Annotated in this window: 22 protein-coding genes and 1 pseudogene; 3 read left to right on the forward strand and 20 right to left on the reverse strand. The window is 46.0% G+C overall.

Translation table 11 applies throughout. The features are described from left to right. Nucleotide 1: 1 nt before the first annotated feature. Genes I2D69_RS03075 through I2D69_RS03085 form a run of 3 tightly spaced genes read right to left on the reverse strand, consistent with a single transcriptional unit; the run spans nt 2 to nt 3,580 of the window. Nucleotides 2-2,290: a molybdopterin cofactor-binding domain-containing protein gene (locus I2D69_RS03075; protein WP_173735167.1), complete on the reverse strand. Its 2,289-nt coding sequence runs from the start codon at nt 2,288-2,290 to the stop codon at nt 2-4. Then, nucleotides 2,287-2,772: a 2Fe-2S iron-sulfur cluster-binding protein gene (locus I2D69_RS03080; protein ID WP_173735168.1), complete on the reverse strand. Its 486-nt coding sequence runs from the start codon at nt 2,770-2,772 to the stop codon at nt 2,287-2,289. The genes I2D69_RS03075 and I2D69_RS03080 overlap by 4 nt, the downstream gene beginning before the upstream one ends. Next, nucleotides 2,762-3,580, reverse strand: coding sequence for an FAD binding domain-containing protein (locus I2D69_RS03085; protein WP_195379413.1), 819 nt, complete (start codon nt 3,578-3,580; stop codon nt 2,762-2,764). Before I2D69_RS03085 ends, I2D69_RS03080 begins: the two co-directional genes overlap by 11 nt. A gap of 318 nt (nt 3,581-3,898) precedes the next feature. On the opposite strand from I2D69_RS03085, the gene I2D69_RS03090 reads away from it, so the two are divergent. Next, complete coding sequence (locus I2D69_RS03090) at nt 3,899-4,495, forward strand: cytidylate kinase-like family protein (RefSeq protein ID WP_173719024.1); 597 nt, start codon at nt 3,899-3,901, stop codon at nt 4,493-4,495. 805 nt (nt 4,496-5,300) lie between these two features. On the opposite strand, the gene I2D69_RS03095 is transcribed toward I2D69_RS03090, so the two are convergent. The 6 genes from I2D69_RS03095 to rfbD form a co-directional block, all read right to left on the reverse strand. Beyond that, entirely contained in the window at nt 5,301-6,581 is a 1,281-nt protein-coding gene (locus tag I2D69_RS03095) for a DUF362 domain-containing protein (RefSeq protein WP_243243755.1), read from the reverse strand. 7 nt (nt 6,582-6,588) lie between these two features. Beyond that, nucleotides 6,589-7,257 (reverse strand): ABC-2 transporter permease, encoded by a 669-nt coding sequence (locus I2D69_RS03100; RefSeq protein ID WP_173735171.1) that lies wholly within the window; start codon nt 7,255-7,257, stop codon nt 6,589-6,591. Continuing rightward, a complete protein-coding gene (locus tag I2D69_RS03105; protein ID WP_330642300.1) occupies nt 7,254-8,105 on the reverse strand; it encodes an ABC transporter ATP-binding protein in 852 nt (283 codons plus the stop codon). The genes I2D69_RS03100 and I2D69_RS03105 overlap by 4 nt, the downstream gene beginning before the upstream one ends. A gap of 2 nt (nt 8,106-8,107) precedes the next feature. Beyond that, nucleotides 8,108-8,479 (reverse strand): GntR family transcriptional regulator, encoded by a 372-nt coding sequence (locus tag I2D69_RS03110; RefSeq protein ID WP_117853413.1) that lies wholly within the window; start codon nt 8,477-8,479, stop codon nt 8,108-8,110. A gap of 352 nt (nt 8,480-8,831) precedes the next feature. After that, entirely contained in the window at nt 8,832-10,127 is a 1,296-nt protein-coding gene (locus tag I2D69_RS03115; RefSeq protein ID WP_173735172.1) for a dicarboxylate/amino acid:cation symporter, read from the reverse strand. Between the two features lies 1 nt (nt 10,128). Next, the gene (rfbD, locus tag I2D69_RS03120; protein ID WP_173735173.1) at nt 10,129-10,977 is read right to left on the reverse strand and encodes a dTDP-4-dehydrorhamnose reductase; all 849 of its coding nucleotides are present in this window, start codon (nt 10,975-10,977) and stop codon (nt 10,129-10,131) included. A 185-nt stretch (nt 10,978-11,162) separates the two neighbouring features. On the opposite strand from rfbD, the gene I2D69_RS03125 reads away from it, so the two are divergent. Continuing rightward, entirely contained in the window at nt 11,163-12,932 is a 1,770-nt protein-coding gene (locus tag I2D69_RS03125) for a PQQ-binding-like beta-propeller repeat protein (RefSeq protein WP_195379380.1), read from the forward strand. 160 nt (nt 12,933-13,092) lie between these two features. On the opposite strand, the gene rsmH is transcribed toward I2D69_RS03125, so the two are convergent. The 10 genes and pseudogenes from rsmH to I2D69_RS20690 all read right to left on the reverse strand — a co-directional run. Next, nucleotides 13,093-14,190, reverse strand: coding sequence for a 16S rRNA (cytosine(1402)-N(4))-methyltransferase RsmH (gene rsmH / locus I2D69_RS03130; protein WP_195379381.1), 1,098 nt, complete (start codon nt 14,188-14,190; stop codon nt 13,093-13,095). A 161-nt stretch (nt 14,191-14,351) separates the two neighbouring features. Further along, nucleotides 14,352-14,975 (reverse strand): uridine kinase, encoded by a 624-nt coding sequence (gene udk, locus I2D69_RS03135; protein WP_173716872.1) that lies wholly within the window; start codon nt 14,973-14,975, stop codon nt 14,352-14,354. Nucleotides 14,976-14,984: 9 nt separating this feature from the next. Beyond that, nucleotides 14,985-15,905 carry a PfkB family carbohydrate kinase gene (locus I2D69_RS03140; RefSeq protein ID WP_173719029.1) on the reverse strand — a complete coding sequence of 307 codons (921 nt, stop codon included), beginning with the start codon at nt 15,903-15,905 and terminating at the stop codon, nt 14,985-14,987. Between the two features lie 76 nt (nt 15,906-15,981). Then, the gene (locus tag I2D69_RS03145; RefSeq protein ID WP_173770319.1) at nt 15,982-16,803 is read right to left on the reverse strand and encodes a purine-nucleoside phosphorylase; all 822 of its coding nucleotides are present in this window, start codon (nt 16,801-16,803) and stop codon (nt 15,982-15,984) included. 119 nt (nt 16,804-16,922) lie between these two features. Beyond that, nucleotides 16,923-17,651, reverse strand: a complete 729-nt coding sequence (locus I2D69_RS03150) for a Crp/Fnr family transcriptional regulator (RefSeq protein ID WP_173719031.1) — start codon at nt 17,649-17,651, stop codon at nt 16,923-16,925. A 116-nt stretch (nt 17,652-17,767) separates the two neighbouring features. Continuing rightward, nucleotides 17,768-18,958, reverse strand: coding sequence for a phosphopentomutase (locus I2D69_RS03155; RefSeq protein ID WP_173735178.1), 1,191 nt, complete (start codon nt 18,956-18,958; stop codon nt 17,768-17,770). Between the two features lie 25 nt (nt 18,959-18,983). Then, nucleotides 18,984-19,964, reverse strand: a complete 981-nt coding sequence (gene add / locus I2D69_RS03160) for an adenosine deaminase (RefSeq protein WP_173716877.1) — start codon at nt 19,962-19,964, stop codon at nt 18,984-18,986. A 117-nt stretch (nt 19,965-20,081) separates the two neighbouring features. Further along, on the reverse strand, nt 20,082-20,501 hold the full coding sequence (locus I2D69_RS03165) for a cytidine deaminase (protein ID WP_173716878.1): 420 nt from the start codon (nt 20,499-20,501) through the stop codon (nt 20,082-20,084). Nucleotides 20,502-20,634: 133 nt separating this feature from the next. Beyond that, entirely contained in the window at nt 20,635-21,300 is a 666-nt protein-coding gene (gene deoC / locus I2D69_RS03170) for a deoxyribose-phosphate aldolase (RefSeq protein WP_173719034.1), read from the reverse strand. A gap of 69 nt (nt 21,301-21,369) precedes the next feature. Then, a pseudogene (locus I2D69_RS20690) lies at nt 21,370-21,474 on the reverse strand (DUF6783 domain-containing protein); the annotation flags it as partial. Here I2D69_RS20690 and I2D69_RS20695 point away from each other — a divergent pair. Continuing rightward, nucleotides 21,427-21,549 carry a DUF6783 domain-containing protein gene (locus I2D69_RS20695; protein WP_306467769.1) on the forward strand — a complete coding sequence of 41 codons (123 nt, stop codon included), beginning with the start codon at nt 21,427-21,429 and terminating at the stop codon, nt 21,547-21,549. The pseudogene I2D69_RS20690 and the gene I2D69_RS20695 sit on opposite strands and share 48 nt — an antisense overlap. Here I2D69_RS20695 and udp read toward each other — a convergent pair. Further along, nucleotides 21,546-22,325, reverse strand: a complete 780-nt coding sequence (gene udp, locus I2D69_RS03175; protein ID WP_118578624.1) for a uridine phosphorylase — start codon at nt 22,323-22,325, stop codon at nt 21,546-21,548. The two genes, I2D69_RS20695 and udp, sit on opposite strands and share 4 nt — an antisense overlap. Between the last annotated feature and the right edge of the window lie 2 nt (nt 22,326-22,327).

Consider the following 22,327-nt stretch of genomic DNA (forward strand, 5'->3'; position numbering starts at 1 on the left):
ATTATTTCTCCAGTTCTTTTTTCAGAATTCCCATGGCAACCTTCTCCGATGTGATCGGCAGCTCTCTTACCCGGACACCGGAAGCATTGTAAACCGCATCTGCAATTGCAGGACAAGGGGTATCGATTACCAGCTCACCGATGGACTTGGCGCCAAAAGGACCGCTCTTTTCATAGCTGCTCTCAAACTCAACCCGGATATTTCCAATATCCTCACGGCTTGGGATTTTGTACTGCATGAAAGAATTCTCACGAATCTTACCTTCTTTGGAATACTGTACATTCTCCATAAGTGCCATACCGATTCCCTGGGCAACACCGCCCTCTGTCTGCACACGGGCAAGATTGGGGTTAATAGGAGTTCCGCAATCTACAACTGCCACATAATCGATCAGGTCAATATTTCCTGTCTCTTTGTCTATTTCAACCTCTGCTGCCCCAACCATATAAGGCGGCGGAGAAATCTGGGAAGAATAGGAGGCAGTCACCTGCATTTCCAGGGTATTTCCGCAGGTTCCCTTATAAGCAACCTCCTGAAGACTGACCTCTTTTTCCCCTGCGTAGACTTTCTTTCCATCAAAGTCTGCTTCCTCAGGACTTACACCCAGCATTTCAGCACCCAGCCGGATAATCCTCTTTTTCAGCTCATTGCAGGCGTTAATAACTGCATTGCCTGTAGCGTAAGTAGTGGCAGATGCATAAGAACCGGAGTCATATGGAGAAACATCCGTATCCACACCAAATGCAACAATATTCTCAAATTCTGTTTCCAGACAGTCGGCTGCCATCTGGGAAAGAATGGTATCACAGCCTGTACCCATATCTGCACATCCAAGGGAAAGTGTATAGGATGCGTCCTCATTCAGCTTCAGGGTTGCGCCTCCCACGTCTACATTGGCAATAGAGGAGCCCTGCATCGCCATGGCAAGACCTACGCCGCGGACTTTTCCATTTCCCATATCACGGCATGGATATTTCTCATCCCAGCCGATCATCTCCTTGGCACGGGCAAGGCAGCGATCCATCGTACAGCTTGCTGTATGAGTCAGGTTTCCATCATAGTCATACATTGGCTCGCCTTCAATTGGCATATTCAACTCACGGATTCTTGCAGGATCCATATTCATCTTATGAGCCAGCTCATTGACAGCGGATTCCACTGCATAAATTCCCTGTGTAGCACCATATCCACGGTATGCGCCGGATGCCTGCACGTTGGTATAAACAACCTCATAGTCAAAAGCATAGGCTTCCAGATTCCGGTACAGGGCAATTGCCTTATGACCTGTAAGTCCGATGGTTGTAGGACTGTGATCTCCGTATGCACCAGCATTGGAAAGCGCCTCTACTTTAATTCCTTTTACGATTCCCTTCTCATCTGCGCCAACTTTTACATGTACTTCCATCTCATGACGGGGAGAAGCGCAGATTAAGGATTCGTAACGGCTGTAAACGATTTTGGATGGACGTCCTGTCATCCAGGTAACAATTGCCGGATAAATTTCGCAGACCTCTGTCTGCTTGGCTCCAAAGCCGCCGCCAATACGAGGCTTGATCACGCGGATCCTGGAGGATGGAATTCCAAGAGCATTTCCAAGGATTCGGCGAAGATGGAACGGTACCTGTGTGGAGGAAACCACATTCAGCCTGCCGAAATAATCCTTGGTACAATATGTGCGGAAGGTCTCCATCATACACTGCTGATTGGCCTTTGTGTGATAAACTTCATCTACTGTGTATTTGCATTCTGACAAAACCTTGTCAATATCTCCCATTTCCTCATGGCCTTTTGCTGCAAGGTTCCGCTTGTTATCTGCACCAACCGGGAACTTGGATTCCCAGTCTTCTTCCGGGTGAACCAGAACCGGATTATCCTTTGCTGTATGCATATCCAGAACCGGAGGTTCCACGCGGTATTTCACTTTAATGCGCTTCATGGCAAGGTCTACGGCAGCTTCTGTTTCTCCTGCCACAATTGCCACTGCATCCCCTATGAAACGAAGATGCTGATCCAGGATCATTCTGTCATATGGACTGAACTCCGGATAGGTCTGTCCGGCAGAGGCGAAACGTCTCTTGGGAACATCTTTCCAGGTAAGGATCAGTGCCATTCCTTCTACCTTCATGGCTGTGTCCGTCTTGATTTCTTCCACCCAGGCATTGGCATAGGGACTCCTTAAGATCTTGATGATCAGGCAGTCCTTTGGTGCCAGGTCGTCTGTGTAGACTGGCTTTCCAGTCACCAGAGCCATGGCATCCTTTTTCTGCAAAGATTTATTTACATAGCTCATGCCTGCACCTCCTTCTCCTGGCTGTTTTCGTTCTTCTTATATTTCAGATATTTCAGGATACTTCTGGTCTGTCCCACAAAACCGGAACAGCGGCAAAGATTGCCGGCCAGATATTCCTTAATCTCTTCTTCAGTCGGATCTTCCAGTTCTTTTGTCATCGCAAGTACATTCATGATAAATCCCGGATTACAGAATCCGCACTGCTCTGCACCTTCATTGGCAAGAAAAGTTCCAAATTCTTCTGCTTCTGCCTGAAGTCCCTCCATAGTGATGACCTTTTTGCCGTCAATACGTGCTGCAAGGACACTGCAGGACAGCATTGGTTTGTCATTTACCAAAACAGTGCAAAGACCGCAGTTGGCAGTTTCACAGCCTCTTTTTACACTGTAGCAGCCAAGGCTTCGAAGAAACTCCAGAAGCATGGTGTCAGGACTGATTTCCGCTTCCTTTTTGGCTCCGTTCAGCCAGAAATTAATTTTCATCTGTCATACCTCCCACTGCTTCTAATGCTCTTCTTGTGAGAACCTTCACAAGAAGGGTTCTGTACTCTGCGCTGCCTCGCATGTTTCCAAAGGTAGGAACCTTCCGGGCTGCATAGTCTGCAAATTTCTGAACCGCTGTCTTCTTCTCTTCCGAAGACATGGTTTCCATGCCTGCAAGGAGACCTTCTTCGTCTTCCAGAAGAAATGCCTTCGCCGGACGGGCGCCGTAAACTGCTCTCACACCATTCTCAGACAGCCTGATACAGCATGCCAGTACCGGGAAATCAGTCTTGCTATTACGCTGGCTTAAATAGACAACCTTCAACGGAGTTTTCTTTATAATAATGCGTACCAGAATATCTCTGTCTTTTGGCATTTTCACAAAATCAGAAAGACAGACTCTGCCGCCTTTAAAAAGTTCTACCTCCGTATCAAGTGCCAGAAGCATGGTGAGTACATCAGAAAAGCCAAAGCGTCCCCAGATACTTCCACCTACAGTAGCGCAGTTGCGGAACTGTACGCCTACAATATGGCGCAGGCTTTCTCTTATGGCACCTTTCGTATATGTATGAAGTCCCTGATGGAGTTCCAGGTCCCGCAATGGGGTCATACAGCCGATCACAAATTCACTTTCTGTTTCTGTGATGGTATCCAGACCAAGCCCGGAAAGATCAATGGCTGTGGTTACAACACGGTTACCCATTTTCAGCCACACCATGCCGCCAAGCACACAGGCAGTCCGCTTCTGGTTCAGCTCATAAGCCTGTTCCAGAGATTCTGCTTTCACATAATTTTTTATTTTGAGCATGTTCAATTCCTTTCTCATATTGTATCACTGCTCATCGTTTTCCAAATACGCTTTTCCAGAGCGTGTTTGAAAAAGGCTTTCTACAATCTGTACATTCAGTGAACAGCAATCGTATTGCTACTTTTAGTATAACAAGAAAGGGTTCAAATTTCCAGCGAAATGACATATTCAGAATATTTTTTTGTTTTGATTTTATGCAAATTATATAGATATTTTCATACAATTATGTTATAATGCGAAAAAGAACAGAAAATAGTTTTCATAAACTATTTTATAACAAAATTATTTACAAATCCACCACAAAAGGAGGCGCCGTTTATGAGTAACCGTGTTATAACAATCAATCGTATGTTTGGAAGTAATGGACGTATTATTGGAAAGGCTCTTGCGGAGGAACTGGGATTTAAGTTCTATGATAAGGAGCTGATCGAAATGGCCAGCAGGGAGAAGAATATTCCTTTTGATGAGTTTGCCAGAGTAGATGAGAGAAAAGCCAGCCAGTGGCTGTATCCGGTGGATTACGAGCTGCAGATGAATCCGGAATACCATTTTGTTCCCATGAATGATGTGCTTTACGATCTGCAGAAGAAGATCATTTTGGAGGCAGCCGAAAAAGAGAATTGCGTGATCGTTGGGCGATGTGGCAATTATATCTTACAGGATAATAAAGATAAGCATCTGAGTCTGTTTATCTATGCTCCGTTTGAGGACCGTGTGAAGACGGTGATTGCACGTACCGGCCGGGAGGAAAAGAGTGTAAGGAAGCTGGTGAAACGTACGGATAAGGAACGCCGGGCTTATTATGAGTATTTTACGGATACTAACTGGCTGGATATGCTGCAGTATGATCTGTGTATTAACAGCAGCAGGGTGACGAAGGAAGAGATTGTGGAGATGGTGAAGAAGTTGATCTAAAGTGTATAGAAAGACAGCCCCGTTTTTGGCGGGGCTGTGATTTTTTGCTATTTAGTTGATTAAAAGTTCTTCAATGCGGACGCATTTGGACAATGTGTATTACTCACTCGCCGGCGCAACGCTCCAGCAAACTAATCGCTAACTGCGACTAATACGTTCGGGAGAGCCCTCACGCATAAGTCTCCGTAAGCGCTGGATTTTGCTTACGCTAAGAGCGCGCCTGAAATGGATCGCTGGAGTAATACACATTGCCCAAATGCTGTGTGTCGGCTAGATCTGAGGTTATTTAGAAACTTTTAACGGGGGGGAGGGGAAGTGATTGGTTTCCCGATACTTTCTTGGCAATGTTAGATTAGGTAAAACCAATAAAGCTGTGAAGTATCAACCATCTAAATGGGGTTTCGAAAACACATAAAATAATATGTCAAGTTTTTGTTTGCAAAACAGCCCTAAAAATGTGCAAATACTTCATAGAAATTGTAAAAGCCACTAATTTCCGGCAAGTTTCCCATAAATTTTCGTTTCCGATACAGTATAGGGAAACCAGTCACTCACCCTCCCCACCTGTTGAAAGTTCCTATGCACAAATAAGTCCCAGCCAGTACACAGCATTCGGGCAATGGTGATTGCTCTAGCGAGCCATTTCAGGCGCGGTTTTAGCGTAGGCGAAATCCACTGCTTACGGAGACTTAATCGTGAAGGATCTCCTGAACGATTTAGTCGCAGTTAGCAGTTAGTTCGCTGGAGCGTTGCGCCGGCGAGTGAGCAATCACCATTGTCCGAATGCGTCCGCCTTGAATAACTTTCAACCAATTAAATAAATTTTCAGGAACTCATAAATCTCTTCTTCAGTTGGCGGACATCCTTCCAGGTGGTGGGTGAAGTGGCGGGTGCAGTGGCCGATTCCCAGGATGCCTTCCTGGTTTCGGTAGCCTTGACCGATGGAGATTCGGGTGGTCAGGTTTGAAAGGAGGCCTTCTTGCTTCAGGCGGTCAAGGGCAGGGATCAGGTTGCCGTAGCAGGCGCTGCAGGATTCTACTTCTTCTACAGCGTCGACAAGCTCTACCACTTTCCGTGACTTGGGAATGGGGGCACCGGGGTTGCCATCGAGGGCACGGATTTCTGCCTGGCGGATGTCGGCGCAGCCAACACCAAGGGTGGCAGCCTTTGTGATGTAGGGAACCTCTTCTACCTGGTAGTACATCATGTCGCAGACATAGGCATCCATAAGAACCGGATCCACAGCTGCCAGAACGCGGTTCATCTCTACGGGGTTGCCGCCATCCTCGAAATCCAGGTCTCCGCAAATATTGTCTACCACGATGAAATCCTGGTGGATAGCAAGGCCCAGGTGAGCGATGGGGTCATGGAGACCTAATGCGTGAAAACGGCGCTTCTCAGAATTAGGGAGAAGACCTTTCATGTTCTTCAATGCACAGGTGATTTTGGTCTGACAGTGACCTTTTAGTACCGGAACATTAATAAGGAAGTCCAGGTCAAGGGCACTTTTGCAGATGTTTAAGGTCATATCGCCACATTGTACAGGCACACCCTTTTCTTTTTGCATGTCAAGGAACGGAACGTTATATTTTTCACAGAGGGACTTGAAACCACAGACTTCGTAGGATTCGGAGGTCTTATCTCCTACCCAGGAACCTTCCATGATCACCAGATTGGAAAAACCTTTTTCCTGAAGATATTCTACGATTCCGGCGACTACCTCCGGGTGAGTGGTGCCGCCCCAGTAGGCTTCCATGGGGGCGACCAGGTTTGGCTTGATGCCGATCCGCATATTGTACAAACCAAATTCTGAATTCTGTTTTTCCACAGAATCCGAAGAATAAAAACAGTCCACTTCTGCTTCAGAGTTGTCAATAAGACTGCTCTTTGTTTCAAACTTTGCTTCTGTTATAATCTTCTCACTATTCTGCTGTAAACCTGCCCCGGAATTTTCTGAAAGCACCTTCAATCCGCATTTCTCAAACTTCTTCTCTATCTCCCCTGCCAGATCACACGCCTCCAGCAGTTCTTTCGTCATCTCCTTATATTCAGTTCCGCATTTTATAAAAATCTGATTCTTCTTCATTTCCGGATCAGTACTCCTTTTTCTCCATAATCTTTATGGATATTGTACAGGAAATCAGAAGCATTAGCAACATAAGAACAAACAGCATCGCCAGACAGACTGGGATTCCAAGGTTCCAAATGCGTAGGCCCAGATTTTTCAGACCGGAAAAATCCACATTCATTTTCTGGCATAGTTCTACGCCAATCCATCCTACAGCCATGATGCCAAATACAAGAACAAGCAGCACCAGCCTTCCTGTAGAGCTTCCATATTTCAACTGTACCGGAAACACAACCGCATTTGCGAAAACAGCAAGAAAAAGACCGGCAGCTGCAGAAGCGATCAGTTCTTCCCAGGACACCTTACGATATCCGGAAGCATTTACGCCAATTGCAATTGCAACAGCAACAGCCCACAATACCGTGACCATCCCTGCACCCAGCAGATACTTCTCCTTCACGTATTCTTTCCTGCTGATAGGAAAAGTAAAAATATAAGGCATACCATTATCCATATCATCAGTTGCTATGGTATTCAGTGCCATAACAGCAGCCAGAACAGACACATAACTGATTAGAAAAGAAGGACCTGCGGAAGTACTAAGGAAACAGAAAATGGCTATAATATATACGCCAATGAACGTTTTCATGTTTCCCCTCATAATTTCCATGTCTTTTACAAACATACCTTTCATAATACTTCCCCCTCGATCATCATGGTAATAACCTTGTCCACAGACCCACGTTCTATTGCAAGCTGCGGGTAGTTCTCCACATAAAATGCACGCTCATCTGTGAGACAGCTGTAGCCGTATTGCTCCTTCTTCACCTTGAGAATATGCTGCTTATCAAGCAATTCATATTGCTTCTCGTCAGCCTTGATAAGACCATATTCATCCAGCAGCACATCTGTATTCTCATGAAGCACGATCAGTCCCTTATCAATCATATAGATATCATCACACAGGCTCTCCAGATCTGAGGAAATGTGGGAGCTGATCAGAATACTTCTGCCTTCTGTCTCCATATATTCCCGAAGGAGTTCCAGAATGCTGTCCCTGGCAATCACGTCCAGACCGGCTGTAGGCTCATCCAGAACAAGAAGCCTGGCATCAAAGCTGGTGGCTGTCAGCACTTTTAACTTTGCTTTCATTCCTGTGGAAAACTCTTTCAGTTTCTTATCCATGGGGATGGAAAACTGGCTGCACCGCTTCTCAAACATCTCCCGGTCAAATTTCTCATAAGTCTCTGTCAGAATATGCACAATCTGTTTCACGGTCAGACAATTGGAAAAACCGCTGTCAGAAAGTGTCGCGCCTATATCCGCTTTCTCTTTTTGGGAAATCTGCTCCATATCCTTATTAAACAGACGAATCTCTCCTGCATCAGGATGAACCAGCCCCAGAATAACCTTAAAGGTAGTAGACTTCCCTGCTCCATTGGCTCCGATCAGACCGGTGATCTGTCCTTCTTCTATTTCCATACTTACATCCAGGGAAAATCCAGGATAATTCTTCTGCAAATTCTTCAAACTCAGCAGCATATCTACTCCTCCATAATAAGCTCAAACAGTTCCCGGATCTCTTCCTCAGACAATCCGCTGATCCGCGCTTTCCGGATCACTTCCTCCAGTTCTGTCTCAATTTCCCGCTTCCGCTCTTCCATAAGAAGTCCCTGGTTATTCTTAGCGATAAAGCTTCCTTTCCCATGCACCGTAACCACGAACCCCTCTTCCTCCAGAAAGTCATACGCCTTCTTCACCGTAAGAGCACTAATCTTCAGCTCCTTCGCCAAAGTTCTCACAGAGGGAAGCATTTCCTCTTCCTTTAACGTCCCGTCAATGATCATCGCCTTGATCTGATCTGTGATCTGCTCATAAATTGGCTGCATCGACGAGTGATTAATTATGATCTTCATGTGACTCCTCCTTATGCAAACAGTATATAACAGTATTATACTGTTGTCAAGTGTTATACGCTGTTTATTTCCACTTAATTCATAGTTACTTTGAACAATCAGCCTGGGAGGGGCAGTGTGTTGCGGACAGTTAGTCAAAAAACGGGATTTTATGAGTATAGCGCAGGTTCCATAAACACTGTCTGAGCCCAGCATGGGCGAGTTTGTTTATGGAACCTGCAATCGACGACGGAGTAAAATCCCGTTTTTTGACGTTGTCCGCAACACACTGCCCCTCCCAGGCGTCCGCCTTCGCCACACAAAAAAAGACGTGCATACCTGAGTCTAAACTCACATACACACGCCAATATTTTTATTCAGCTTTATTAAACACTTCTTTATCCACAGCCCCATTCTGGCAAGCCACAATGGTCGTACAAACAGCATCACCGGTAATATTAACCGCTGTTCTTGCCATATCCAGAATACGGTCAATACCCATGATAATACCGATTGCCTCAACTGGAAGACCAACAGAATTAAATACCATAGTCAAAGTAACAAGTCCAACACTTGGAATACCTGCGGTACCAATGGAAGCCAGTGTGGCTGTTCCGATTACTGTAATATAATCCATAGGAGTCAGCTGGATTCCAAAAGCCTGGGCAGCGAACATAACCGCAACTCCCTGCATAATGGAAGTACCATCCATGTTGATAGTCGCACCAAGAGGTATGGTAAAAGAAGAAATCTTCTTGGAAACACCCATCTTCTTGTGCAGCGTATCAATAGAAAGCGGAATAGTCGCATTGGAGGTTGCAGTGGAAAAGGCAAAGGCCATAACCGGGAAAAACTTTCGGATAAACTTCACCGGATTCAGGCCCGTGAACAGCTTCAGCAAAATCTGGTATATACCAAAACACTGGATTGCCAGAGCGATCAGAACTGCGATCATATATTTTGCCAGAGGCACAAATGCGCTGAAACCAATGGTTGCAAAGGTTCTTGCGATCAGACTGAATACACCAATAGGAGCCAGACTCATAACCATCATGGTCATTTCCATCATAATATCATTAAACTGGCTGATAAAGTTGGAAACGGTCTCCGCACGCTCCCCAAGCTTTGCCAGGATCACACCAATGATCAAAGCAAACACTATGATCTGAAGCATTTCCCCACTTGCCAGGGACTTGATGGGGTTATCCGGAATGATATTGAGAATAGTCTGAACCAGAGAGGTAGACTCCATAGTCTCAATATCGGAAGCATTTATCTGGATCTTACTCATATCAAGACCAATTCCCGGTCTCAAAAGAGTTCCGATTCCAAGGGCAACTGCAACTGCCACCGCTGTTGTGACCAGATAAAATGCAAGTGTTTTTCCACCTACATTTCCCAGCTTCTTAGTATCACCGATAGCCATACTTCCACATACCAGTGAGCAGAAAACAAGAGGTACTACCAGCATTTTCATAAGACGGATAAAGCCCTGTCCCAAAACGTACAGCACTCCTTCAACAATCACATCATTCTTCACACTGCTATCCGGCACCAGGTAATGGAGAACCATTCCTGTGATTGCTCCGGCGATCAGCGCAATAAAGATCATACTGGTTAAGCTGATCTTCTTTTTCTCTTTTACATTCTTTTCTTTCTTCGCGCTCATCTTAGCCCTCCCGTTTTTCTTTCATAAATTCTTCCAGAGAATCCTTCCAGCCAGGCATCTCATATACATCGATAATGCGAAGGATAAAATTGTCCAGAACTGCATATGCAGGTCTGGCAGAAGAAAGATCAGACTGCGAGGTAGGTACCGGATTCAGCTGCTCCTCTTTGCCTGCAAGGCGAAGTATCTCCTTTGCAAATTCATAACGATTGCAAACACCCTGACAGGTTGCATGATAGGTTCCGTACTCATTGGTGCGGATCAGATGCAGGATAATTCTTGCCAGATCTTTGGCACTTGTGGGGGAACCATACTGATCCTCAGCTACAGCAAGAGCTCTGCCCTGATCTGCGGCCTCCAGAACACGGTTTACAAAGTTATTTCCCTTTCCGAAGACCCAGTTGCTTCGGATGATAAAGTGCTTGTGGGTAAACTCCTTCACATAATTCTCCCCGGCGCACTTGGATTTTCCGTAAACAGTCTTAGGGTTTGTATTGTCAAACTCCGTGTACGGCTTCTGTGCCAGCCCATCAAAAACGTCGTCTGTGGAAAGCTGCACCATCTTTGCCCCTGTTTTTCTTGCTACAAGGCTTAAGTTGCGGGCGCCTAAAGCGTTTACACGAAATGCTTCCTCCGGCTGCTTCTCGCAAAGCTCTACATCTGTGATCGCAGCACAGTTGATGATCACATCCGGACGGTTGATCTCTCCAAAATGGAGAACTTCGTCTGTTTCTGTAATATCAAGCGCATTTTTGTCTGTATTCAAAACTTCAATTTCCAACGGATCCAGCACTTCATTAATTGCCTCGCCAATCTGGCCTTCAGATCCTACGATCCATACTTTCAGCATGTTTTCTCCTCCTTTTCATACGATAAATAATATTTTAACAAGCCAGGCCATACACTGTCAAGAAAAAAGATTGCGCCCTTTTTCCCAATCTGAAAATTGAATTTCCAAAACAGCTCTTGACATCTTGAATTTCCCAGTCATACCTTGTATAATTTTTGCCAAATGAACAGGGAAGGATTCAGAATATGAAAAGAAAAGTAGGGAAACGAAAAAAGCAGCTGCAGCAAAAATATTTCTTCCGAAAACTTCTTCTTACAGAAGGGATCCTGATCATTGCAGCAGTTATTATACTGGGAGGAGTTTTCCTCGTAAAAAAGATCCAGGAAAATGTAAATACAGTTTCCATGGTTGAGGAAGCCAGCGGTCTGGACATGGATGACTCCAATTCTCTTGCCGCTGTAAAAGCCGCAATGGCAAGACCGGCAGAATTTTCTCCTAAATGCGTAGATTCCACCAGCCCATCTTTATACATAGAAACCACAGACATTGAGGTGGACGGACAGATACTTGCCAATACTTCGGATTATACCTCCACAGATACCCACTCCTTCGATGCCGGGATCAGCTACACAGATGTGGATGGAATCGTCACCTTCCGCGGAAACAATTTCCGTGACACTGCAGCCTATGGCAATACACAGATTAAAAATGGAAAAATCCAGGATCTCTGGACAGCAAAAACCGGCTCTATTACTTACGGAGATGCCACCTGGTCCGGAAGCGGCTGGACCGGACAGCCTCTTATGGAAAAATGGTCCCAAGAAGTAAAGAAGTCCATGAATATGTACGACTGGGCAAAGGAAAAAGACGATCTTGTAGAAGTGATCTATGCCTGCATGGACGGCTATGTGTATTTCCTAGATCTGGAAACCGGCGAGGCTACCAGAGATCCCCTTTACCTTGGTTTCACCTTCAAAGGGGCAGGTGCACTTGATCCCAGAGGTTATCCAATTATGTATGTCGGCGCAGGTTATGACAGCAATGAAGGCACTGCCAGGGTCTTTGTTGTGAATCTTCTGGACTGCAGTGTGATGTATACCTTTGGAAATAATGATGAATTTTCCCTTCGCGGAAATTTAAGCTACTTTGATTCCTCCGCCCTTGTGGATGCTGCCACAGATACCCTGATCTATCCAGGAGAGAACGGAATTCTTTATCTGATCAAACTGAATACCAGTTATGACCCGGAAGCAGGCACCTTGTCCATAAATCCGGATCACATTGTAAAATGGCGCTACTACGGAACACGTACCAGCGTAGGCTCCTACTGGCTTGGCATGGAGGACAGCGCAGCCATCTATGACGGTTATCTTTTTATTGCTGATAATGGCGGCAATCTAATGTGCCTGGATCTGAATACCCTGCAGCTTGTATGGGTGCAGGATATTCTGGATGACTCCAACTCTACTCCCGTTTTGTCTGTGGAGGACGGACACCTTTACCTGTATGTCAGCACCTCTTTCCGCCTGGGCTGGCGAAGCAGCACCACTGCAGAGGTTCCTGTCTGGAAAATTGATGCGGAGACAGGAGAGATCATCTGGCAGACCTCTTACGACTGTTCCTCCGAGGACAGTGTTTCAGGCGGTGTACAGTCTACCATCGCTGTTGGGAAAGAAGAATTGTCGGATAACATTTATGTGACAGTTGCCAGAACCAGTGGACAGGCACAAGGTGTACTTGCATGCATTGATAAAAATACCGGGAAAGTAAACTGGGAGCATGAATCTGCCTATGCCTGGTCTTCACCTGTATGTGTATACAATCCGGATAGCAGCGGAAAGGTTCTCTACTGCAACAGCACAGGACATATCTATCTTCTGGATGGAAAAACAGGAGATGTTCTTGACTGCCACCAGATCAGTGAGGGAGTCATCGAAGCATCTCCTGCTGTATATCAAAGTTATATGGTTGTGGGAACCAGAGATTGTAAGATATGGGGGATGGAACTGCAGTGATGCGGTTCCTCCCCATTTTATTTATGCGATAGGCGAGCCAAAGTTCGTGCCTGCACGAAAAACCTTGGTGACTGACGCGATAACGAATAAAACTTGCAGAGCGTGCTTTGTCTCATTTACTTGATAGGCGAGCCAAACTCGCGCAGCGTATTTATCGCGTTTACTCCGATTTAATCGCCCAGCGCATTTTCGTAGACCGTGCGCGTCCATTCTGGGCACATTCCTGGGCTGACGGACGGATCACGTCTCTGGAATAATCGGAATAAATTCCCTCCTTGTATCCAGCCTTCAGTGCTTTCTTCACCAGCTTATCCTCTCCTGAATGGAACGTAAGGATTGCCGCTCTTCCTCCGGGCTTCAGTGCTCCCGGCAGCTTCTCCATAAACTCATACAGAACCTCAAACTCCCGGTTCACATCAATCCGAAGGGCCTGGAAGGTACGCTGGCAGGTCTTTTTGATGGTCTCCTTCTTCTCTTTTTCCGGAAGGAAATCCAGAGTTTTCTCAATGACCTGACGAAGCTTTGTGGTGGTATCCATGTGGTTTCCTTTGCGGATTTCATCTGTGATCGCCTTGGCAAGCTCTTCACAGTATGGCTCGTCTGAATTCTCATAAAGCATTCCAGCAAGCTCATCCCGGGTAATATGTTCCAGGCGCTCTGCCGCACTGATCCCGGCTTCCTGATTCAAGCGCAGATCCAGAGGTCCGTCTGCTTTGAAGGAAAAACCTCTCTTGGGATTATCGATCTGCATGGAGGACACGCCGAGATCAGCAAGAAGGAAATCAAAACCTCCTACTTCTTTGGCAATCTCATCAATGGTACAGAAATTCTGAAGTTTAATGGTCAGAATATCCTCCCCAAAGCCAAGATCTTCCAGTCTTTTCTTTGTCTTGGCTGCTTCCTCATGGTCTACGTCAGTGGCATACATATGCCCCTGTCCCTGCAGGCACTGAAGCATGGCCTTTGTATGGCCACCGTAGCCCAGTGTGGCATCAAAGCCAATCTGTCCTGGTTTGATCTCCAGAAAATCAATAATCTCTTTTACCATAATAGAAATATGCATGCCTGCCGGGGTATTCCCTTTTTGCATTACATGCTGAATGGTATCCTGGTATTTCTCCGGCTGAAGTTCTTTATATTTCTCCTCATATTTCTTCGGGTATCTGCCTTTGTAGCGCACTCTGCGCTTATGAGGCTGCTGCCCCTCCTGCACACTCTGCGCATTCTCATACTGTCTGTTCTCTTTTTCCTGTGACATTCTGATCTCCTGTATCTTTTTATCTGTTGCCATCTACCAATTTCGCAGAAAAATTCTTTATGCCGGAATTCTCACCCATTTCGTAAACAGCAACTTTCATTTGCTAATTCTGCCGCATCATCACAGCAATGTTTCCAAACTACAGCTAACATCTTCTGTAATTACCCCTGCTTCCGTTTCTCCAATTCCATACTGATTTTCGAAACAAACAGATCAAACGCCACGTCATTCTTTCCGCTGTTGATCACAATATCAGCCTTGGAACGAGTGGGCTCTACATAAAGGTAATGCATGGGTTTCACTGTGTTTAAGTACTGTTTAATGATTCCATTCAAATCTCTTCCCCTCTCTTCCACATCACGGGAAATCCGGCGAAGAATACGCTCATCAGCATCAGCTTCCACATAGACCTTAATATCAAGGAGCTCACGCACTCTGGGATCTGCCAGAAGAAGGATTCCCTCCACAAGGATCACCGGACTTGGGGTGATATGAAGGATCTTGTCTGAACGGTTATGTTGGGAATAATCGTAAACCGGACAGTCAATAGCTTTCCCCTGCCTCAGAAGCTTCAGATGCTCCACCAGAAGCTCTGTCTCCAGAGAATCCGGATGATCATAATTCACAGTCACACGCTGCTCAAAAGGGATTCCATCCTGTCTGCGGTAATAATTGTCGTGATAAAGGACTACTACGTCATCTCCAAAACGCTTTTTAATTCTGTTTGTAAAAGTAGATTTACCGGAGCCGGAGCCGCCGGCAATTCCTATAATAAGACTTTCCATATTCTTCTCCTACCTGTCAAGATCAAATTCTTCCGGCATAAATCTCGGACAAATGTTCTCTGAGGTACAAATTACAGTTGAGGAAAGACGGGTACCAATGGCACATGCCTCTCTCATTGTTTTTCCATAGGTAAGGCCTACGCACACACCTGCAAAAAAGGCATCTCCCGCGCCTGTGGTGTCAACCACATCTACCTTCATAGCTGGATAAACGCCCCAGTTTCCTTCCTGATCTGCATAAGCTGCACCATCACTTCCCATGGTAACCACCATCTTTGGAATATGGGCGGACTGGATTCTTTTTGCCAGACACCGGGCCATCTCTTCAGGCTTCAGGCCACCGTAATCCTCCGAAAACAGGATGCCCGCTTCCTGCTGGTTGCATACAAAGCAGGCTGTCCGCCTTAAGAAGTCACGTCTTTCGATTGCAATGGTCATATTCGATACAAGAGCGTATACTTTTTTGCCGTATTTCTCTGCATAGTGAAAGGTCTTCTTCACAATTTCCTTGTCAATATCAATCTCGATCACAACGCTGTCCGCATCCTGGAAAATTTCATCTCCGTGTTCATCCAGGATCTGCTCTATCGGACGATGGTCCGGACGTTTGGAAATAGATGCCACCACATCTCCGTCCTGGTCAAAGACAGCCAGCCAGGTTCCCATGCCGTTTTTTACCTTACGCATATATCTGGTATCTACTTTATGACGCTCCAGTTTGCGGATCACATCATCCCCCATAGCGTCGTCATCTACCAGACTGACAAAGGTTGGTTTCAACTCTATATTGGCAATATCTTCCACTACATTTCTTCCTACACCGCCATGGATCTGCTGGATCACACCGGCATTTCTTCCTCCAGGAATAAATGGTGCTGTGGAATAACCTTTCACATCGATAAAAACATCACCGATTACAACAATTCCCATATTATAACTTTTCTCCTTTGTTACGTTATATCTTTTGGTTTGCGCTGCCTCTTATGAAACCCGCACTTCCTTGCGGCTACATACCGGCTATGATTTCCGTCACCAGCTTTTTAAAAGATTTCGCCACTCTGTCTGCAGTCTCCTGAACCTCCTTGTGGTTCAGCTCCTGCTTCGAAATGCCAGCTGCCATGTTGGTGATACAGGAAATTCCGCACACTTCAATTCCCATATGACGGGCTGCCATTGCTTCACATGCAGTGCTCATTCCAACTGCGTCACCGCCCCATATAGCTGCCATTCTCACTTCAGCCGGAGTTTCATAGGCAGGACCTGTAAACTGCACATATACGCCCTCCTGGAGATCTATACCGCATTTTTCTGCACTGGCACGGATCACCTCTCGCAATCGTCTGCTGTATACCTCACTCATATCCGGAAATCTGCTTCCCAGTTCCTCAATGTTCGGTCCGATCAGCGGACTCGGGATTCCTGTGGTAATGTGATCGGTGATCATCATAAAATCACCTGGTTTAAAATTCGGATTCACTCCACCGGCTGCATTTGTAAGAAACAGCTTCTTCGCCCCCATCATGCCCATCAATCTGGTGGGAAGAACTACATCCGTCATTGGATAGCCTTCATAGTAATGCACTCTTCCCTGCATGATCACAACCGGCACATTTTTCACATATCCAAATACAAATCTGCCTTTGTGACCTGCAACTGTGGAGGTTGGAAAGCCCTCAATCTCTGTATAGTCAATGGTGGTTTCGATCTGGATCTCATCTGCATAATCTCCAAGGCCGGATCCCAGGATCAGCGCCACTTCCGGTTTAAAATCTGTCTTTTTTCTAACACTTGCAAGGCAAGTCTCTAATTTCTGATATAAATCGCTCATGTACACCTTCTCCTTTATCTGCAGCTATCCGGCTTATCGCCAGGACAGCTTATAACATTATTTTCATATAAACAGAAAGCCTTCAATACCATGCGTTTTGCTATAGTCTTGTGTTCCGTTTATACGTTGCCGATTTTCTCATCCACAGTCCGCTTCAGCCTTTCGTACTGCTTCCTGTCGATACAGATCTGATTTCCTTTTTTCACGATCAGCTGTTCTGCCTGAAACTTCTTGATGGCGCGGCTGATGCTTTTCAGGCAAAGGCCTGTCTCATCTGCCAGATTCTGCCGGCTTTCGCCGATGCATAAAATGTCATTTTTGTTATATTTTTCAAACCATTCCGAAAAAAGTACAGCTAATCTGTCAGCCCCTTCCAAAAACAGGTACAGACGGTTCCGCCGCTCTTCCTCCAACAGGGAAGCACAGGTAAGCTTTGCCTCCATGCGAAAAGCTTCCGTATCTGAATAAATCCATTTCTCATACTGCGCTCTTGGAAGCTTGGTAACAATACACTCTGTCTCTGTCTGCAGGGTGGTCTGGTAGGTATCCTGTCCCAGGATCACTTCCATACCACCAAGCGCAATGAGATTCATGGGCTTCATAAAATCATAGGCAATGCCGGAAATCCGGTAATCTGTAGCTTTTACTCTTCCTCTGGCAACAAAGAAAATCGTATCTGCCGGTTCATTTTCCCTGATAAAAGTAGTTCCGGCTTCCATTATCTCACTCTGAAACAGGTCCATAAGCCATAATGGCGCAGTACGGAAATAAGCCTCAAATTGTTTCTGTTTCTCACGTTCCAGTTCACGAAGGAATGGAAGTACATCGTGTAAATAAGTGTGTTTCATATGATTTCCTCATCTTCTGCCATGTGCTGCAAATCATTTGTTTCTATCCGGGTTCTGTCGCAAAAGCAAGCAATCCACCGGATATACAACCGCTATCCAACAGCTGCTTTTCTATTTTAGCATAATTTCTCAAGAATGGAATGTCCGATAGTTCCTTCCGGCATTTTCACGTCAAAATTATCTGCCACTGATGCGCCAATAACGGAAAAAGTATCCTCGTTTTCAAGGGGGCCACCCTCTTTCATAGTCTTGGAATAAGCCAGGAAGGGAACATACTCTCTGGTATGGTCAGTGCCGCTATAGGTGGGATCATTCCCGTGGTCTGCGGTAAGAATAAGAAGGTCATCCTCCCGAAGCTCTTCCAAAAGAACGCCCAGATTCCTGTCAAACTTCTCGATTTCTTTGCCGTAGCCTTCCACATTTCGTCTGTGTCCCCACAGGGCATCGAAGTCAACCAGATTCACAAAGCAAAGTCCCCTGAAGTCCTCTTTGCAGATCTGGATGGTCTGCTCCATACCGTGTACGGAGCTGTCAGAATGATAGGTCTTTGTGATTCCTTCGCCGCAGAAAATATCGTTGATCTTCCCTACACCGATCACATCCAGCCCATTATCCTTTAACGCATTTAATGCAGTCAGACCTGTTGGCTTCAAAGCATAGTCATGACGATTACTTGTTCGCCTGAACTCACCTTTCTTTTTGCCAACGTATGGTCTGGCGATGACACGGCCTACACGCCATTCATCCTTCCGTGTAATTTCTCTTGCGATCTCGCAGCAGCGATACAAATTCTGAAGATCAAAGGTTTCCTCATTTCCGCAGATCTGAAGAACAGAGTCGGCTGAAGTATACACGATCATGGCACCTGTATGGATTTCTTCCTCCCCAAGCTCTTCAATGATCTCCGTTCCGCTGGCGCTCTTGTTTCCAATCACGCGCTTGCCGCAGCGCTTCTCCAGCTCCGCGATCAGCTCCGGCGGAAAGCCGGTGTCTGTGAAAGTCTTAAACGGCTTCTCTGTCTTAATTCCCATCATTTCCCAATGGCCGGTCATGGTATCCTTGCCATTGCTGGCTTCGCTTACGCGCATGTAACGGCCAATCGGCTTCTCCACACCTTGCATATTTCCTGCCGGATGAAGATTTAACATTCCAAGCTTCTTAAGATTTGGTATTTCCAGGGAGCCCATTTTATCCAGAATATGTCCGAATGTATCCACTCCCACATCCCCGAATTTCTCTGAATCCGGCATGGCACCGATTCCCAGAGAATCCAGAACGATCACGAAAATCCTTTCATATTTTTTCAAAATAAAATCCCTCGTTTCCAATATTTTATCCTTTTATTCCCAGTTCAGAATACAATCTCGCTTTCACCTCATCAGTGGCAAATGCCGTATCCACTGCATTCTTCATCATCAGCCGTATCTCTTCCTCCTGAATGCCATACGTGTTCTGGATGAACTGAAGCTCTTTGGTAAGGCTTGTGTTGCTCACTGTACGGTTGTCCGTGTTTATGGAAACCTTCAATCCTGTGTTCAGAAATTCCCGGATGGGATATTCTGACGGACTGTTTACCGCTTTTGTCTGAAGATTGCTGATAGGACACATTTCAATTCCAATGCCTCTGTCAGCCAGCTCTTTTTGAATATTATAATGGCCTCGCATGGCGATTCCATGTCCGATCCTGCCGGCTCCCGCTTTTACAGCATCCACAATGTTCTGTACGCTTCCACACTCTCCTGCATGAAGGGTAAAGGGCATTTCCAGCTTACGGGTGTTCTGAAAAAGCTCCATAAACTGTGCCATGGGATATGCTGCTTCCGCACCTGCCAGATCCGCTGCACACACACCATAGCCCAGATATTCACGGGCTGTTTTTATCATCCGGCTGTTGTCCTCCTGGCTGTGATGACGCATGGCACAGGTAATCACACCAAACTCCGTTCCAAAATCTGCTCTGCCCCGCTCAAGGCCTTTTAATACTGCCTCGATCACAGCACGGCAGTTCATTCCGGAGGTCTCTGAAAGAAGAGGTGCAAAACGGATTTCTGCGTAGCGTACATTTTCCTGGCTCATGGTGCGAAGTACGTCGTAGCCAGCTGCCTCAAGCCCTTTTTCATCCATAATACACTGACCCGGAAGCGAAAATTTCTCAAGGTATTCTGCAAGGCTTGTGCAGTCATCAGACACGCTAAGCTCTTCCGGCTGTACCCTTCTTCCCAGCTGGCTCTCCATGAACTCCCGGCTTAAAGACCCGTCCAGATGACAGTGAAGCTCTGCCTTGGGTAGTGCTTTTAATTGTTCGATTGTCATAATTTTTTCTCCTGCAATTCTTTATGCTGCTTTATAACTGCCGGATTCAATGCCAGATCACTCTGTTTTCGGCATTTTCCGACATACTTCATAATACTATTCTCCAGTCAGCAGCTTTCATGCCAGATTAGAAGGTCCGAAGCCTAACGGCAGGAGTTCTTTTAGTGTATACACATCATAATGCTCTTTGTCCACCGCCAGAATGACCTGGAAGGTTTCCGGGTTGCAAAACTCCATCATGACCTGTCGGCACACGCCGCAGGGAGCTGCATATTCTGTGAGCACGCCAGCCTTACCGCCGACAACACAGATAGCCTGAAAATCCTTCACCCCTTCGCTTACTGCCTTAAAAAAGGCGGTACGCTCCGCACAGTTTGTGGCTGTGTACCCGGCATTTTCAATGTTGCAGCCTGTGTAAACCTGCCCATTTTTTGCAAGGAGGGCTGCGCCTACTTTAAAATTGGAATATGGTGTATAGGAATATTTCAGCTGGTGGATTGCTGTATCAATCAGCTGGTTGATCATCTCTTTTTCCATTTTCACACCTCTTTCTTATTCATTAACATTTTCTGATTGTCTCCGACAACATCACTCTCTTCTCAATGAGCGTCGTTATAATCTGACCAATTCCAGGGACAGCATCTGTTCACCTTTACAGTCAATAAACAAATCAATATCCTGTAGCTTTCTCATTCTTTACAATCTTTATAATCCGGCTGGTTCCCAGTCGGTCTGCACCAAGTGCAAGGAACTTCTCTGCATCCTCCAGGGAAGAAATTCCGCCTGCTGCTTTCATTTTTACATTTGGTCCGATATGTCGGGAGAAAAGCTCAATGTCTGCAAAGGTTGCACCTGCACCGCCAAAACCGGTAGAGGTCTTAATATAATCTGCGCCTGCTTCTGTTACAATCTGGCACATTTTAATTTTTTCCTCATCTGTGAGGAAGCAGGTTTCAATGATAACCTTCAGGATCTTGTCACCACATGCAGCTTTTAAGGTGCGGATCTCGTTCTCAATCAGGTCATATTTCTGATCTTTCAGCCAGCCAATATTGATTACCATATCGATTTCGGAAGCACCATTTGCAAGAGCATCTTTTGTTTCGAATTCCTTGGCTGCTGTTGTCATGTAGCCATTTGGGAAGCCGATAACCGTGCACACTGCCATTTTTCCATTCATGTATTCTGCTGCCTGTTTTACATAGCTTGGCGGAATGCATACAGATGCAGTTCCGTATTCCATCGCATCGTCACAAATCTGTTTGATTTCTTCCCAGGTAGATGGCTGGAGAAGAAGGGTATGATCCACATGTTTTAAAATCTCTTTTACGTCCATTTATTTTCCTCATTTCTATTGTCTCTTTATATTGCCCGAAATTACTGTATCGCAATTTACTGGCAGAATTCATATCTGTTCTTTATTTGATTGTCTAGAGCGTGTTTGAAAAAGGCTTTCTGCAAGATGTGCATCACAATTTGTGGGAGATTTCGCCCGGATGAGGGCGCCGTAGCGGGCTACGGCAACCGAATTCAGGCAAAATATACCGCAAAGTGGGGCGTGCATCTTGCGATGTCACGGTCTTAATTCGACGAATCTTCCCGGATCAGCTTTCTCACAGCTTCAACAGCCACCTGGATTGCCATATCTGTATCATGCACAACCGGATTATCCAGTCCCAGCTTCTCTCTTTCCTGATTTGCAAGCACCAGGAAACAGGAGCCAGCTCTGGCACGAAGCTTTCCAGCTGCGATAAAAAGCGCTGCAGATTCCATCTCAGAGGCAAGACAGCCCATTTTCTTCCAGGCCTCCCATTTATTGAGCAGCTCATAACCAACTGGCATCGCTTCAGGCTCATGCTGTCCGTAAAAAGCGTCTTTGCACTGGACAACACCTGTATGACAGGAAAGTCCCTTTTCTTTCGCAGCTGCCACAAGGGCGTTTGTCACGTCCAGATTGGCTACTGCCGGATACTCGATGGGGGCATATTCCCGGCTGGTTCCCTCCATACGGATGGCACCTGTGGCAATTACGATATCTCCGCTTTTTACCTCAGGCTGCATACCGCCGCAGGTTCCAATGCGGACAAAAGTATCTGCGCCGCACCGGGAAAGCTCTTCCATGGCAATGGAAGCAGACGGTCCGCCGATTCCGGTGGATGTCACGCTGACTTTCACACCATCCAGGGTTCCTGTATATGTGATATATTCTCTGTTGTCTGCAATGAGAACCGGGTTATCAAAATACTGGGCGATTTTCACACACCTTTTCGGGTCTCCCGGCATGATCACATAACGGCCAACTTCCCCCTTTGCAACCTGGATATGATACTGCCTGCTGGCATCTTCAGAATAGTTTTTCATAG

This window comes from Ruminococcus sp. D54t1_190329_F1, from assembly GCF_015551645.1.
Lineage (GTDB): Bacteria > Bacillota > Clostridia > Lachnospirales > Lachnospiraceae > Blautia_A > Blautia_A faecis.